The sequence below is a fragment of the Acrocarpospora corrugata genome, from assembly GCF_009687845.1.
Taxonomy (GTDB): Bacteria; Actinomycetota; Actinomycetes; order Streptosporangiales; family Streptosporangiaceae; genus Acrocarpospora; species Acrocarpospora corrugata.
Genome location: NZ_BLAD01000036.1, coordinates 212494 through 226972, shown reverse-complemented (window position 1 = coordinate 226972; position 14479 = coordinate 212494). Strand labels below are relative to the sequence as shown.

Below are 14479 nucleotides of genomic sequence, written 5' to 3'. Positions count from 1 at the left end.
GGAGGCTGCATCGAAACCCTGTGCAACCTCACCGGAACGCCTTACGGCGACATGGCGGCCTTCGCCCCGCCTGAAGGGCTGCTCGTGTACGCGAGGCGGCCGGGGACAACGCGGCGGCCATCTGCCGGAACCTGCACGGAATGCGGCTCGCCGGATTCTTCACCGGAGCCAACGCGGTGCTCGTCGGCCGCACCCGGGCTCCGGGCATCGCCTCCCTCACCCAGCACGAAGCGGTGCTCGACGCCCTCGGCCCCCTCGCCGTACCGATCATCGCTGACGTCGACTGCGGTCACGTGCCGCCGTACCTGCCCATCGTCAACGGCGCTCACGGCCGGCTGCGGTACGGCGGGGACCGCAATGAGCTCACACAGACTTGACCTGACCAGCGCGGCGGCCTGCGGCTGCGCCGAACTCGTTGTCGGCATCCTCATGTCCCTGCTCGCCGAGAAGGTGTTTCGGCCTTCGTGTCCGGGTGGACTCGCAGGAAGGCGCTGGCCGCGCTGCGGGCTCGCCGGGTGATCTCCTCGGGTCCGGTGAGTCGGCGGTACGGAGGAGCAGGCTGATCATCAGGTCGCCCCAGAGCAGGCCGGCGAACTGCTCGGCCATCTCCGGCGCGGGGCTGCTGAGCAAGCCGTGTTCCTTGGCCTTGACCATGATCGCCGTCAGGACGTCGCGGCTGCTCTGGCGCCCGAAGGAGTCCAGCGCGCGGGCGACCTCGGGTGCGCGCACTGCTTCGGCGATCGCCAGCCGGAAGACGGCGATGACCGCGGAATTCGCGGTTCCGGACAGGAGTTGCGTGCCGAAGGCGACGAGCGCGTGCTCCAGGCTCTGGCGGTCGCGGGGTTCGGATAGTTCGGCGGGTGCCTGCAGTCGTTCGGCTCGCTCGCGGATGCAGGCCACGAGCATTTCCTGTTTGTTGCCGACCAGGGCATACAGCTCCCGCTTCGAGACCCGCGCGCGCTTGGCGATCTCAAGTGTGCTGGTCTCGGTGTAGCCGGCCTCCATGAACGCAGAGAAGGCCGCTTCGAGGATGCGCTGGCGAGCCGGCCTCTCGCCGTCCGGTTTCGACATCGCCGCTGCAGGCATTCGCTTCCCTTTGGCTCGGTACCGAGTAGTACCGTGCCTCCAGATAGATGGTACCTACCGGTACCTGAAGCGGAGATGTCAAGTAGGCAGCGGAGCCTACCGATCGCTGCCCCGTTCAGGCGTACGCGGCGAGAAATACCCGGACGCCCTCGTCGGCGTAGTGTGCCAGTTCGGCCGGGGTGAACGTGACCGCGCTGAACATCAGCTGGTTGAGCGGGATGGAGAGGATCAGCCAGTTGAAGTGCTGGGCCGCCAGCAGTGGGTCGGGGGTGTTGAGGCGGCCCCGGAGGGTGAGTTCCTGGAACTGCCCGGCGAGAGTGGTGTGGGAGCGTTCGGGGCCGGAGGCGTACCAGATGGCGGCCAGGTCGGGGAAACGGTCGGCGACCGCGATGATGACGCGGCGCATCTGCATCAGGTGCGGCTGGAGCACGATGGCGATGTGCCTGCGGGCGAAGTCGCGCAGGTCGGTGGCGATGTCGTCGCTGGTGGCCAGGGCGTGCACGTTGGCCTGGGTCTGTGCCTCCGCCTGGGCGATGTCGGCGGTGATGATCTCGATGAACAGGCGTTCCTTGTCCGCGAAGTTCTTGTAGACGGTCTGCTTGGAGACCGCGGCCAGCGCGGCGATCTCGTCCATGCTGGTGCCGCCGTAGCCGTTGCGCAGGAACAGGGTGCGGGCCGCGTCCATGATCGCGAGGTGTTTGGGTGCGAAACGAGGCTGGCTGCTCATGTTTCTACAGTACTAGACTGTCCAGTACTCATCGAAGGGAAGTCGCCATGGCCACCGTGAGGTCGAAAGACGGAACCACGATCGGGTACGACCAAGTCGGGCACGGGCCCGCGCTCGTGCTGGTGGACGCCGCCGGAGGGTACCGGGGTTTCGGGCCGATGGGCGCGCTCGCGGAGATGCTCGCCCCCTCGTTCACCGTGATCACCTATGACCGGCGGGGGCGCGGGGAGAGCACCGACACGCTGCCGTACGCGGTGGAACGGGAGGTGGAGGACCTGGCCGCGGTGATCGACGCTGCGGGCGGCTCCGCGTTCGTGGAGGGTTTTTCCTCCGGCGCCGTGCTGGGGCTGTACGCCGCGGGGCAGGGTGTGCCGATCACACACGGCGATCACTGCGATCGTGACCCGGGAACAACTGCCCGCCATCGCCGCACCGGCACTGGTCATCAACAGCGAGGCGAGCGACGACCGGCTACCCGGCTGGGCGGCGAGGGTCGCCGCCGAACTGCCCAACGGCGAGCATCGGCAGCTTAAAGGCGAGTGGCACGGGGTGGCCCCCGAGGTACTCGCACCGGTCCTCACGGAGTTCTTCCTGAACTGGTGCCGTAGCTGATCACGTTTGCCCCGTTGCGGGACACGCGCCGATCGAGGCGACGTGACCGTTTCCGACTCTGCTCGCGGCCGAACGGGTTCGCGTACGCGAGATCGATAGATGACGAAGGCAACCGACTGCCGTGCGGAGCGGGTCAATGGCCGTACGGCATCACACCGGGTCGAAGATGTTCTACTCAAGGGCATCACCCGTGACGCCTTCATGTACCGGCGTGAGGTACCTAGGTACTATGAGCTCAGGAGGTAGCCATGACGACGCCCCACCCGGCAAAGCGGCAATCACCATTGAAAGTCGACCCGGCCACCGATGAGCTGATCTCCCAGGGAGCCCACTTCCTCGGGATGACCAAGAAAGACTTGGTCGCCGTCGCTGTTCGCGTCTACCTGGACCAGCAGCGCGAACAAATCCGCCGAGGGATGATCGAGTCGATGAAGGTTCTGGACGGCTCTCTGTCTTCCAGTGTCTCCCTGCTCACCGGCCTGTCGCCGGAACGCGTAAACGAGCTCGGTGGCACTGGCGACTGGGAGGAATGACGCCCATGCACCGCGTTCGTCCCACACTGCGCGTCCTCCGCGATGACCTGAAGCTGTCACTCCCCTCCGCGCAGATTCCCTTGAACACGATCAGTCACCCTCTCCTGGACAAGGCATCCGACCAGTACGCCGATCCCGACACTGCGCACGAGCGCATCCGAGCCATCGATGATGTGGTGCTGTTCAAGGTGAAGGTCCAACGCTGGCGCGGAGCCGTTTGGATGGACGACGATCCGGACGCTGAGGTCCCGACGTGGATAGTCGCCGCAGGCACCCGTGAAGAGGGCTCCAGCGATGATTTCTACGCGGCTCTGGGGGCCGGCGGCAAATCGGCCCGTGCCCGTTACAACGCCGCGCACGACCAAGCCCTGACCACCGATACCTACAGCGGGCACCTCCTGCCCACCCGCGACGACCACGACCGCTACCGGCTCGAAGCGGCCACCAGATTCGCGGTGCGCCTCAACTTCACGATTCGCGATCTCGCACGTGGTTCCCTGCACGACGGCCACGAACATGCCGCCGACTTCCCCGGCTTCCGGCTCGGCATTCAGATCCGCGCCGATGACGGCAACGAAACCTACGCGGCGATCCGCATCACCGGCTCGGCTCCGGCCAACCTGACCGCGATGATCCTGGGCCGGGTTCCCGGCTACGCTGCGCGGCCGTTGTTAGTCACTGGGGCCAGTTCGCGATGATTTCGGGTTTGATGGCGTCGGTGTGGCACTTGAAGGTTTTGCGGGGGCTGAGGTTGTAGAGGCAGACCTTTACGTCCACCTGGTTGGTTTTTCCGGCTGAGGTGAGTCGGAAGGAGCTTTTGGCTGAGCAGGTTGAGCGGGGTTGGCTCCATCCGGCGCCGCCGCCCACGTAGTGGAAGCGCGCGCGGATATAGGCGCAGTGGCTGCGGTGGGTGTCGCGGTCGTAGAGCTTGCCGTATACGGCGAATGGTTCGGTGGTGAAGTCGGTGATCCAGATGTCGGCTTTGGCGTGGCCGGAGTGTCCTGCCGACGACTTGACGGGGCCCCAGTGGATGGGGGAGGTGGCGGATGCTTGCGCCGGGGCCGGGATGGCTGCGCTGATCACGAAGGCCAGGGTTCCGCCGATGAGATGTGTCTTTCGCATGGTCGGGACGGTAAGCGACGCGACTTGGAGAGATCTTGTGTCCGGCTGAAGGCATACCGTGGACGCCAGCGTCGATTTCTCTCTTGGTGCGGTGAACACGAGCCATTGCAGGGTCGGCTTCCGATCGCGATGAACGTTATTAGACGTGACGTTGTGTTCCATGCACGGGTTCCACGCCGTTCCGTCGAGGGACCGTCGTGGAACTCCGGCGGCCGATGGCTCCTCCATCGGCGCTATTCGGTACCCGAGGTAGAGCTTCTTGGGCCCGTGGCGTGGCGGTTGGGTGGCGGTTCACCGTGGCTGTGGTCGATAAGGCGGTCACCGGATGGTGGTCGTCGGTGTGGTCCTGGTTCTTTTCCGGGTGCGTGACTGCGGTCGGGTCCACGCGGATCAGTGCGCCGCCGTTGCCCGCTGGCGTCCACGCCCGTACGGATCGTCCTCGGCGAGGGTCTTTGGCGGAACAGAGTGGAACCCGGGTGCGGAACGTGGTGTCACGTCTTTCAGGTGCAAGCAGTCGGTGAGCTTCAGTCTGGTTAGCACCAGGGATGCCGCAAACTGCACGAGCACGTGTCCGGCGATCCCAGCGAGGACCACCAGACCGGCGAGCCCGGCGATGCGTGCGGGGTTGCCCTGGCGGAAGGGCTCTTTTTCGAGAACCGACAACAGCAGCCTTCGGAGCAGTACGGCGGCCGCCGCCAGGCAGACGCCCGTGACCGCGGCGCCGCCGCGAGAGAGTAACTGCTCCAGAACGGTGGAGTCCCACGCGAGCAGGTCCATCATGCCGGTGGCCGGCTGCAGGGACGCGCCCTCCGGCAGGCGTACCTGAGGAGCTTCGACGGTGATGTCAGGATGGAGGAGCGGCTGCTTCAAGGTGACGGGAACGGTGACAGGGCCGGCGGCCTGAGTGGCACCGTTGATCGCGTACGCGACGCCCCACAGGGCGGAGACCACACCTACCGCGACGGTCATGGCCGCCAGGAACCGGATGAGGCGTGGTCCGGCATAGGGGCGGCGGGCCATGGACATGATCTCCGCCCGGGATATCGACTTGCGCTGCCCGATTAACGTAACAGCGGAAGTCCGATATGCGAGTGTTATGCCACTACGGCAGGGAAATCTCCACGTCGTTACCAGCTCCCGTTCGCAAGCAGAAACTCATCCGCCAACGGTCTGCGGCCGTTTCGCCAGCGCTTCCTTCGGTCGATTCGACTGTTCGGGTACGGGGAGTGGAACCCGTTCGGCAAACATGTACGGCACCGGTCGCAGATGGCGGAACGAGCTCAGGAGCACCCCGATCAGACCGGCTGCGCCGAAGGCGGCCAGATGGGTGAGGTCGGCTCGGGTGAAGGTCAGTTCGCCCAGGGTGTTGACCAGGAAGCCGGTGGCCAGGGACCAGGTCGTCGCCGCCGTCGCCAGGGCCGCTGTGAGGTGGCGTGCCCAGAGGGCGTAGGCTGCGACGGCGGCGGCCAGGATGGGGATCCGGGCGCCAGCGGGAAAGATCAGCGCGGTCGCAGCGCAGGCGACGACGGCGAACACGAATCCGGCGGGAACGAGGATCCCCAGCGGTGGCCTCGCGTTTCTCATGAGCATGAGCACCTCCTTCGCGATTCCATTGCACTCCAGATAGTGGCGAAGTGGGGGATTGATACGGATTCTCTACGTCTTTCTGACACGGTTTGACGCCATCTTGATGCGATCGACCCCCTGGTCACAGACTCAAGCGTCGGGATCGTGTACATAAATCACGGCACGTCGTCTAAATCCCGTAGAGACGCTTATTTCGTCGCTCACGCATGTCTAGGGTTGTTTGCGTTGGTCTTTTCAAGGAGGGGCTCGATGTCGGAACCACCGTTGTTCGTCCCGGTACGGCGAGGCGGAATCACTCAAACCCTGCGCCTGTTCCGGACTCCGTCCGGCGCGCGTACGGCCGTCGCCTTCACCTCCCCGGTGCTCCTGGCCAAAGTGCTCGGAGCCGGGCAGGCGTGGACCGAACTGAGCGAGCCCGCGCTGCGCCGCCTGATCGACATCGACGAACCCGGCCGCGCCTGCGGCATCGTGGTCGACCCGGCCGGAACCAGCGCCCCGCAGTCCATGATCGGAGCCGCGTGATGTGCGCCCTCACCCAGGAACTCGCCGCCGCCCAGAACGAAACCACCGACAGCAGCCAGAACGAAAGCACCGACAGCAGCCGATGGAGCGCACCGGCCCAGGTGAGCATCTCCGCGGCGCCGGTGACCGAGACCACCGCTCGATTCCGAACCTCCGCCTACGTCGTGGCCGAGGCTGATCCGCGGTAGCGCTGCCGCTCCAGCCAAGCCCTGCCCCGGCCGGTCACGGTGGGGACGCCCAGCCCGGCCACATGATCGTGGCGTGCCGATGGCGGAACCTACGACGACACGAGAGAGCCGCGCCGGGGTCGGCGCGGCTCTCTCGTGTTCAGGGTTTGAACCGGTAACCCATGCCCGGCTCGGTGACCAGGTGGGCGGGATGAGAGGGATCGCGTTCGAGCTTGCGCCGCAACTGCACGAGGTACTGCCGCAGGTAATGGGTCTCCTTCAGATACTTCTCACCCCACACCTCCGTCAGCAACTGCCGCTGGCTGACCAGTTTGCCGGGATTTCGCAGCAGGATTTCGAGGATGTGCCACTCGGTCGGCGTCAGCCGTACCTCGCCGGAAATGGACTTCCGGGTGAGGTCGACCGTGTGGTCGCCGATCTGGACGCCGGACAGTTCGACGTCCTCCTGATGCACCCTGCGGGTGACGGCACGGACGCGGGCCAGCAGTTCCTCAATGTTGAACGGCTTCGTGATGTAGTCGTCGGCGCCGGCGTCCAGGGCTTCGATCTTGTCCTGGTTGCCGGCCCGGCCGGACAGGACCACGATCGGGACCGAGCTCCAGCCGCGCAGGCCGTGGATGACGTCCACGCCGTCGATGTCGGGTAGGCCAAGGTCGAGCAGGACCAGGTCGGGATGCCAGTCGGCGGCTTCGCGGAGGGCGGCGCCGCCGTCTCCGGCGATGGCCACCTGGTACGCGCGCGCGACCAGGTTGATCCGGAGCGCCCGGGTGATCTGCGGGTCGTCGTCGACGATCAGAATGCGGGTCATCACGTCACCCGCGCGGCGATGGGCAGGGCGAGGATCAAGGTGAGGCCTCCTCCGGGTGTCTCGTCGGGGCTGAGGGTGCCGCCCATGGCCTCGGTCAGACCGCGGGACAGGGCCAGGCCGAGTCCGACGCCGGTGTGGTTGTCGCGGTCGCCGAGGCGCTGGAACGGCAGGAAGACGCGTTCGTGCGCGTCGGGCGGGATGCCGGGACCGCGGTCGATGACGCGGATCTCGACCTGCTCGTCGTGCCAGCTGGCGGTGACCAGCACGGGCGCGCCGGGCGGGCTGTAGCGGACGGCGTTGGACATGAGGTTGACGAGCACCCGTTCGAGGAGCGGCGGATCGGCCATGATCTCGGGGAGTTCGATGGACACCTCCGCCCGGATCCGCCCGCTGAGGGGGCCGAGGTCGTCGATCGCGCGGGGGACCACCTCGTCCAGGGCCACCCGCTGCACCGAGACGCCGAGGACGCCTGCCTGTAGGCGGCTCATGTCGAGCAGGTTGGCGATCAGCCGGTCGAGCTTGGCCAGGGATTCCTCCGCGGTGGCGAGCAGTTCGGCGTGGTCTTCCTGCGACCAGTGGATGGCGGTGTTGCCGAGGCTCTCCACGGCTGCTTTGGCGGAGGCTAACGGGGTGCGCAAATCGTGGGAGACGGCGGCGAGCAGGGCGGTGCGCATCCGGTCGGCTTCGGCCAGCGGCCCGGCCTGCCGCGCCTTCTCGGCCAGCCGCTCCTGCCGGAGCGCGACGGCGGCCTCGGCCGCGAACGCCTCCAGGATCCGCCGGTCGGCGGCGTCGAGCAGCCGCCCGCGCGCGGCCAGGACCAGGCCCTCCTCGATGATCACGTCGGTCTCCGCGACGCTCGGGCAGGTGGCGGGCTCCCCGCCGGAGGTGACGACGATCCGCCACGCGGCCGGGTCCGACCAGTCGTCGGGGGAGGAGGACTCCACCCGTTCCAGCAGGGTGACCGAACTCAGGCCGAACATCTCCCGCAGGCGTCCGAGCAGGGACGGCAGCGCGGCGTCGCCGCGCAGCACGTGCCCGGCGAGGGTGGACAGGACTTCCGCGTCGGCGGCGGCGCGGGCCGCCTCCCTGGTACGGCGGGCCGCCACGTCCACCACCATGCTGACCATGATCGCCACTAGCACGTACACACACAGGGCCAGCAGGTTCTCCGGATCGGCGACCGTGAACTGATTCACCGGTGGAGTGAAGAAGTAGTTGAGCAGCAGGAACCCGAACACGGCCGCGGTGACGGCCGGCCACATGCCGCCGACCAGCGCGACCGACACGACCAGCAGCAGGAACAGCAGGATCTCGCTCGGCAGCGCCAGCGCGTCCCGGATCGGGTGCAGCAGCGCGCTCAGCGCGGGCAGGCCGAGCAGGGCCAGCGCCCAGCCGCCGATCCGGCGCGCCCTGGTCAGCGCCGCGCGCGGATTCCCCCTGGCCCAGCCTCTCCGGGCGCCGGGATGGGTGACCATGTGCACGTCGATCGTGCCGGAGCGTGCGGTCGTCTCCACGCCGACGCCGCGGGAGAAGACCTGCGCCAGCCGTCCCCTGCGGGAGGATCCGAGCACGAGCTGGGTGGCGTTGACGCCGCCGGCGAAGTCCAGCAGCGCCTGCGGGATGTCGTGGCCGACCACCTGGTGATAGCTGCCGCCCATGTCCTCGACCAGAGTGCGCTGCCGGAGCAGGCTGGCCGGGTCGCCACCGGCCAGCCCGTCAGCCCGGGTGACGTGGACGGCGAGCAGGTCGGCCCCTTTGGACCTGGCGGCGATCCTGGCCGCGCGCCGGACCAGGACGTCTCCTTCCGGGCCGCCAGTGAGGGCGACCACGACCCGTTCGCGGGCTTCCCAGGTTCCGGCGATGCCGTGTTCTGCGCGGTAGCGGTCGAGTTGTTCGTCGACTTTTCCGGCGACCCAGAGCAGGGCGAGTTCCCGCAACGCGGTCAGATTGCCGACCCTGAAATAGTTCGACAGGGCGGCGTCGACCTTCTCGGGGGCGTACACGTTGCCGTGGGCCATCCGGCGGCGCAGCGCCTCGGGGGCCATGTCGACGAGTTCGACCTGGTCGGCGCGGCGCACCACCTCGTCGGGTACGGTCTCCCGCTGCGGCACCCCCGTGATGGCCTGGACGACGTCGTTCACCGATTCCAGATGCTGGATGTTGACGGTCGAGATGACGTCGATCCCGGCGTCCAGGATCTCCTCGATGTCCTGCCAGCGCTTCACGTTGCGGGAGCCAGGCACGTTGGTGTGGGCCAGTTCGTCGATCAGCGCGATCGCCGGGGCGCGGGCGATGACGGCGTCGACGTCCAGTTCGGTGAAGCGGGTGTCGCGGTGGGTCATCGTCCGGCGGGGGATGAGCTCCAGGTCGTCGAGGAGTTCGGCGGTCCTGGGACGGTCGTGGGTCTCGACGAGACCCACGACCACGTCCTTGCCACGCTCGACCGTCCGGCGGCCCTCGCTCAGCATCGCGTAGGTCTTGCCGACCCCGGGCGCCGACCCGAGGTAGACGCGCAGCCGGCCGCGTGGCATGCGATCAGCCTCCGTCGAGCGCCAGGTTGAGTTCCAGGACGTTGACCGCGGGCTGGCCCATGAAGCCGAGCGCCCGGTTGGTGGTGTGCTCGCCGACGAGGGTGAGCACCTGGTCGAGCGGGAGGCCGCGTTCCTTCGCCACCCGGGGAGCCTGCAACCGCGCGTAGGCGACGGAGACGTGCGGATCCAGGCCGGAGCCGCTGGCCGTGACCGCGTCGCCGGGCACCGCAGGGGCGGGGGCGTCGCCGCGGACCGGGACGGTGCGTCCGGCCGCGTAGTCCTCGCCCGGCGTGGCGCACTGGACCGGTAGTCCCTGGTAGACGGTGACGAAGGGCGCGGCCGGGCACGCCTGGTTGACGCTCACCGCCCGATCGGGAAAGACCTTGAGCACCGCGCCGACCCCGTCGCTGGTGCAGTACGGGCGTGCGCCGGACACGCCCTCCAGTTCCCCGGCGGCCTTGCTCCGGGCGCAGACCAGGGTGAGCAGGCTCTGCCGGCCCTCGTCGCCGTCGGTGGCGAGGGTGTCGACGACATCCTCGGGCCCGAGGTTGCTGGCGGAGGTGGACAGCGGGTCGTACCCGTCGCCCGCGGCGGACGGCCGGCTCTGGAAGTAGCGGGGGATCGCGTTGCCGTCCCCGTCGGTGAAGAGCTGGCCGATGATCGAGCTGCCGACGGTCCGGCCGTCCTTCTCGATCAGTGAGCCGTTGGCGTTGCCGTTGAACAGGGCCTGTGCCACCCCGGTGACGGCGAGCGGGTAGAGGGCCCCGAGGATCAGGGTGAGGACGGCCACCGCGCGCAGCGCGGCGAGATGCTGGCGGAGCCAGCCTGGCAGACGTTCCATTACGACATCCCCGGAAGGAACTGGATGAGCAGGTCGATGAGCTTGATCCCGGCGAACGGGGCGACGATGCCGCCCACGCCGTACAGGTAGAGGTTGCGGGAGAGCAGCTTGGAGGCGCTGGAGGGCCGGTAGCGTACGCCGCGCAGGGCCAGCGGGATGAGCGCGACGATCACGATCGCGTTGAAGATGACCGCGGCCAGGATCGCGGACTGGGGGCTGGCCAGGCGCATGACGTTGAGCGCGTCCAGGCCCGGGTAAACCGCCGCGAACATGGCCGGGATGATCGCGAAATACTTGGCGATGTCGTTGGCGATCGAGAAGGTGGTCAGCGCGCCTCTGGTGATGAGCAGCTGCTTGCCGATTTCGACGATCTCGATGAGTTTGGTGGGGTTGGAGTCGAGGTCGACCATGTTGCCGGCCTCTTTGGCGGCGCTGGTCCCGGTGTTCATGGCCACGCCGACGTCGGCTTGGGCGAGCGCGGGGGCGTCGTTGGTGCCGTCGCCGGTCATCGCGACCAGCCGGCCGCCCTCCTGCTCCTTCTTGATCAGCGCGAGTTTGTCCTCGGGGGTGGCCTCGGCCAGGAAGTCGTCGACACCGGCCTCGTCGGCGATGGCCTTGGCGGTCAGCGGGTTGTCGCCGGTGATCATCACGGTTCTGATGCCCATCCGGCGCATCTCGTCGAAGCGTTCCCGCATGCCCTGCTTGACGACGTCCTTGAGGTGGATGACGCCGAGCACCCGGGCTTTGCCGTCCGCGACCTCGCCCACCACGAGGGGGGTGCCGCCGGAGGCCGAGACGCCGTCGACCAGGTGGCCGACCTGCTCAGTCGGGTGGCCGCCGTGCTCGCGGATCCATTTCATCACGGCGGTGGCGGCGCCCTTGCGCACCTGGCGGCCGTCCACGTCGACGCCGGACATCCGGGTCTGGGCGGTGAAGGGCACCCAGTGCGCGTGGGTCAGTTCGCCGGGGGCGCGTTCGCGCAGGCCGTAGGTCTCCTTGGCGTACACGACGATGGAGCGGCCCTCGGGGGTCTCGTCGGCGAGGCTGGCCAGCTGGGCGGCGGCGGCCAGTTCGCCGTGGTTGGCGCCGGGGGCCGGCATGAAGTCGGCGGCCTGCCGGTTGCCGAGGGTGATGGTGCCGGTCTTGTCCAGCAGCAGGGTGCTGACGTCGCCGGCGGCCTCCACGGCGCGGCCGGACATCGCCAGCACGTTCCGCTGGACCAGGCGGTCCATGCCGGCGATGCCGATCGCGGATAGCAGCGCGCCGATCGTGGTCGGGATCAGGCAGACCAGCAGCGAGATCAGTACGACTCCGCTGACGCCGTCCGCCGTGAGCGCGAGCGAGTCGGCCACGCCGGGGTTGACGGCCTTGGCGTAGATGGCCATCGGCTGCATGGTGATCGTGGTGACCAGGAAGATGATGGTCAGCGCGGCGAGCAGGATGTTGAGGGCGATCTCGTTGGGGGTCTTCTGCCGGTTGGCGCCCTCGACCAGGGCGATCATCCGGTCGATGAAGCTCTCCCCGGGCTTCTGGGTGATCTGGACGACGATCCGGTCCGACAGGACCTTGGTGCCGCCCGTGACCGCCGAGCGGTCGCCGCCCGACTCGCGGATCACGGGGGCCGACTCGCCGGTGATGGCCGACTCGTCGACGCTGGCGATGCCCTCGACCACGTCGCCGTCGCCGGGGATGATCTCCCCGGCCTCGACCACGACGAAGTCGCCCTGCCGCAGCTCGGTGGCGCCGACCTGGTCCCAGTCGAACCCGGTCCTGGCCCGGAGCCTGCGGGCGGTGGTGTCGCGTTTGGCGGCGCGCAGGGTCGCGGCCTGCGCCTTGCCCCGGCCTTCCGCGACCGCTTCGGCCAGGTTGGCGAACAGCGTGGTCAGCCAGAGCCAGACCGCGATCGCCCAGGCGAAGAAGGATGGATCGGTGAACGCCAGGATCGTGGTGGCGGCCGCGCCGACCTCCACGATGAACATGACCGGGTTGCGCCAGAGGGTCGCCGGGTTGAGCTTGCGCGCCGCGTCGGGGAGGGAGGCGAGCAGTTGCCTGGGGTCGAGGAGGCCGCCTCCGACCCGGCGCGGCGCCTGCGGTGCTTCGAGCGTCTGGGCGGACATCAGTGGATTCCTTCTGCGAGCGGGCCGAGCGCCAGGGCGGGGAGGAAGGTCAGCGCGACCACGATGATCGTGACGCCGACGACCAGGCCGACGAACTGCGGCCGGTGGGTGGGCAGGGTGCCCGCCGAAGCCGGGACCGGTTTCTGGGCGGCCAGGGAACCGGCCAGCGCGAGTACGAAGATGATCGGCAGGAACCGGCCGAGGACCATGCAGAGGCCGAGGGCGACGTCGTACCAGGGGGTGTTGACGGTGACGCCGCCGAAGGCGGAGCCGTTGTTGTTGGAGGCGCTGGTGAAGGCGTAGAGGATCTCGGAGAAGCCGTGCGGGCCGTTGTTCAGCATGGCCGCCAGGCCGGCCTCGTTGGCCATCGCGACGGCGGTGCCGGTGAGGACCAGGACGGGGGTGACCAGGAAGTACAGAGAGGCCAGTTTCATCTCCCTGGCGCCGATCCGCTTGCCCAGGTACTCGGGGGTACGGCCGACCATCAGGCCGGCGACGAAGACGGTGATGACCGCCAGGATGAGCATGCCGTACAGGCCCGCGCCGACGCCGCCGGGGGCGACCTCGCCGAGCATCATGTTGAGCAGCGTCATCATGCCGCCCAGCGGGGTGAAGGAGTCGTGGAAGGAGTTGACGGCGCCGGTCGAGGTCAGTGTGGTCGCCGCCGCGAAGGTGGCCGAGTTGGAGGCCCCGAACCTGACCTCCTTGCCCTCCATGGCCGCGCCGATCGCCTGCGGGACGGTGGCGTTCCCGGCCAGCTCGAAGACGTTCAGCAGGACGACGCTCAGCACGGCGAGGGTGGCCATCACGGCGACGATCGCGTAACCCTGGCGGAGCTGGCCGACCATCCGGCCGAACGCGCGCGGCAGCGCGAACGGGATGACCAGGATCAGGAAGATCTCGAACCAGTTGGTCCAGGTCGTCGCGTTCTCGAACGGGTGTGAGGAGTTGGTGTTGTAGAAGCCGCCGCCGTTGGTGCCGAGTTCCTTGATGGCCTCCTGGCCGGCCACCGGGCCGCCGGTCAGGTTCTGCACTCCGCCGGTCAGGGTGGTGATCTCGTGCGGGCCGGTGAAGTTCTGCACCAGGCCGCCGGCCACCAGGACCAGCGCGCCGACGAACGCGATCGGCAGCAGGATGCGCAGGCTGCCGCGGACCAGGTCGACCCAGAAGTTGCCGACCGTCTCGCTGCCGCGCCGGGCGAAGCCGCGGATCAGGGCCACCGCGACCGCCATGCCGACCGCCGCGGAGACGAAGTTCTGCACCGCCAGGCCGGCCATCTGCACCAGGTGGCCCATGGTGCTCTCACCCGAGTAGGCCTGCCAGTTGGTGTTGGTGACGAAGCTGATCGCGGTGTTCCAGGCGACGTGGTCGGGGACCGGGGCGAAGCCCAGCGAGAGGAACAGTTTGTCCTGCAGGCGCTGCAGGCCGTACACCACCAGGATCGAGATGAGGGAGAAGGCGAGCAGGCTGCGGGCGTACACGCCCCAGCGCTGCTCGGCGTCCGGGCGCACGCCGACCAGCCGGTAGACGAGACGCTCCACCCGGTTGTGGCGCAGGCCCGTGTAGACGCGGGCCATATAGTCGCCCAGCGGCTTGTGCACCAGCGCTATGGCGAGGATCAGGGACGCGATGAAAATGATTCCGGCCGCGGTCTGGCTCATCAGAACCGCTCCGGAAACAGCAGCGCCGCGACCATGAAGATCACGAGCAGTACGGCGCCGATCAGGCCGATGGCGTTGACGGCGCTCAAAGCCGTTCCACCACCTTCACAGCCAGCCCGAAGACCACGAAAATCGCGATCGTCA

General features: G+C 68.2%; 16 protein-coding genes and 1 pseudogene. 6 read left to right on the top strand and 11 right to left on the bottom strand.

Features of this window, described 5'->3' with window-relative positions; all coding sequences use genetic code 11:
- Positions 1-104: 104 nt before the first annotated feature.
- Positions 105-377: pseudogene (locus tag Acor_RS43045) on the top strand (hypothetical protein); the annotation flags it as partial.
- Here Acor_RS43045 and Acor_RS02795 read toward each other — a convergent pair.
- Complete coding sequence (locus Acor_RS02795) at positions 364-1086, bottom strand: TetR/AcrR family transcriptional regulator (RefSeq protein WP_218034096.1); 723 nt, start codon at positions 1084-1086, stop codon at positions 364-366. The pseudogene Acor_RS43045 and the gene Acor_RS02795 sit on opposite strands and share 14 nt — an antisense overlap.
- Positions 1087-1201: 115 nt before the next feature.
- Positions 1202-1813, bottom strand: coding sequence for a TetR/AcrR family transcriptional regulator (locus tag Acor_RS02790; RefSeq protein WP_155334902.1), 612 nt, complete (start codon positions 1811-1813; stop codon positions 1202-1204).
- Positions 1814-1860: 47 nt separating this feature from the next.
- Here Acor_RS02790 and Acor_RS02785 point away from each other — a divergent pair, with 47 nt between their 5' ends.
- From Acor_RS02785 to Acor_RS02775, 3 genes are all read left to right on the top strand, one after another.
- Positions 1861-2346, top strand: a complete 486-nt coding sequence (locus Acor_RS02785) for an alpha/beta fold hydrolase (protein ID WP_155334901.1) — start codon at positions 1861-1863, stop codon at positions 2344-2346.
- 327 nt (positions 2347-2673) lie between these two features.
- A complete protein-coding gene (locus tag Acor_RS02780; RefSeq protein WP_155334900.1) occupies positions 2674-2958 on the top strand; it encodes a hypothetical protein in 285 nt (94 codons plus the stop codon).
- Between the two features lie 5 nt (positions 2959-2963).
- Positions 2964-3656 carry a hypothetical protein gene (locus Acor_RS02775; RefSeq protein ID WP_155334899.1) on the top strand — a complete coding sequence of 231 codons (693 nt, stop codon included), beginning with the start codon at positions 2964-2966 and terminating at the stop codon, positions 3654-3656.
- Here Acor_RS02775 and Acor_RS02770 read toward each other — a convergent pair.
- The 3 genes from Acor_RS02770 to Acor_RS02760 all read right to left on the bottom strand — a co-directional run bounded on the left by Acor_RS02770 (position 3634) and on the right by Acor_RS02760 (position 5664).
- Positions 3634-4242, bottom strand: coding sequence for a hypothetical protein (locus tag Acor_RS02770; protein ID WP_155334898.1), 609 nt, complete (start codon positions 4240-4242; stop codon positions 3634-3636). The genes Acor_RS02775 and Acor_RS02770 overlap by 23 nt on opposite strands.
- A gap of 228 nt (positions 4243-4470) precedes the next feature.
- Positions 4471-5106, bottom strand: coding sequence for a hypothetical protein (locus tag Acor_RS02765; protein ID WP_155334897.1), 636 nt, complete (start codon positions 5104-5106; stop codon positions 4471-4473).
- Positions 5107-5235: 129 nt separating this feature from the next.
- Positions 5236-5664, bottom strand: coding sequence for a hypothetical protein (locus tag Acor_RS02760; protein ID WP_155334896.1), 429 nt, complete (start codon positions 5662-5664; stop codon positions 5236-5238).
- Positions 5665-5916: 252 nt separating this feature from the next.
- On the opposite strand from Acor_RS02760, the gene Acor_RS02755 reads away from it, so the two are divergent.
- A complete protein-coding gene (locus Acor_RS02755; protein ID WP_174876094.1) occupies positions 5917-6189 on the top strand; it encodes an SAV_915 family protein in 273 nt (90 codons plus the stop codon).
- Entirely contained in the window at positions 6189-6377 is a 189-nt protein-coding gene (locus Acor_RS02750) for a hypothetical protein (protein WP_155334895.1), read from the top strand. Before Acor_RS02755 ends, Acor_RS02750 begins: the two co-directional genes overlap by 1 nt.
- Before the next feature lie 139 nt (positions 6378-6516).
- Here the strand turns inward: Acor_RS02750 and Acor_RS02745 are convergent, their stop codons facing one another.
- Genes Acor_RS02745 through Acor_RS02720 form a run of 6 tightly spaced genes read right to left on the bottom strand, consistent with a single transcriptional unit; the run spans position 6517 to position 14424 of the window.
- Positions 6517-7185, bottom strand: a complete 669-nt coding sequence (locus tag Acor_RS02745; RefSeq protein WP_155334894.1) for a response regulator — start codon at positions 7183-7185, stop codon at positions 6517-6519.
- Entirely contained in the window at positions 7185-9716 is a 2532-nt protein-coding gene (locus Acor_RS02740) for a sensor histidine kinase (protein WP_155334893.1), read from the bottom strand. The genes Acor_RS02745 and Acor_RS02740 overlap by 1 nt, the downstream gene beginning before the upstream one ends.
- A gap of 4 nt (positions 9717-9720) precedes the next feature.
- A complete protein-coding gene (locus Acor_RS02735; protein WP_155334892.1) occupies positions 9721-10557 on the bottom strand; it encodes a potassium-transporting ATPase subunit C in 837 nt (278 codons plus the stop codon).
- Positions 10557-12674, bottom strand: a complete 2118-nt coding sequence (kdpB, locus tag Acor_RS02730; RefSeq protein WP_155334891.1) for a potassium-transporting ATPase subunit KdpB — start codon at positions 12672-12674, stop codon at positions 10557-10559. Before kdpB ends, Acor_RS02735 begins: the two co-directional genes overlap by 1 nt.
- Positions 12674-14335 carry a potassium-transporting ATPase subunit KdpA gene (gene kdpA, locus Acor_RS02725; protein WP_155334890.1) on the bottom strand — a complete coding sequence of 554 codons (1662 nt, stop codon included), beginning with the start codon at positions 14333-14335 and terminating at the stop codon, positions 12674-12676. Before kdpA ends, kdpB begins: the two co-directional genes overlap by 1 nt.
- Positions 14335-14424, bottom strand: a complete 90-nt coding sequence (locus Acor_RS02720) for a potassium-transporting ATPase subunit F (protein ID WP_155334889.1) — start codon at positions 14422-14424, stop codon at positions 14335-14337. The genes kdpA and Acor_RS02720 overlap by 1 nt, the downstream gene beginning before the upstream one ends.
- Between the last annotated feature and the right edge of the window lie 55 nt (positions 14425-14479).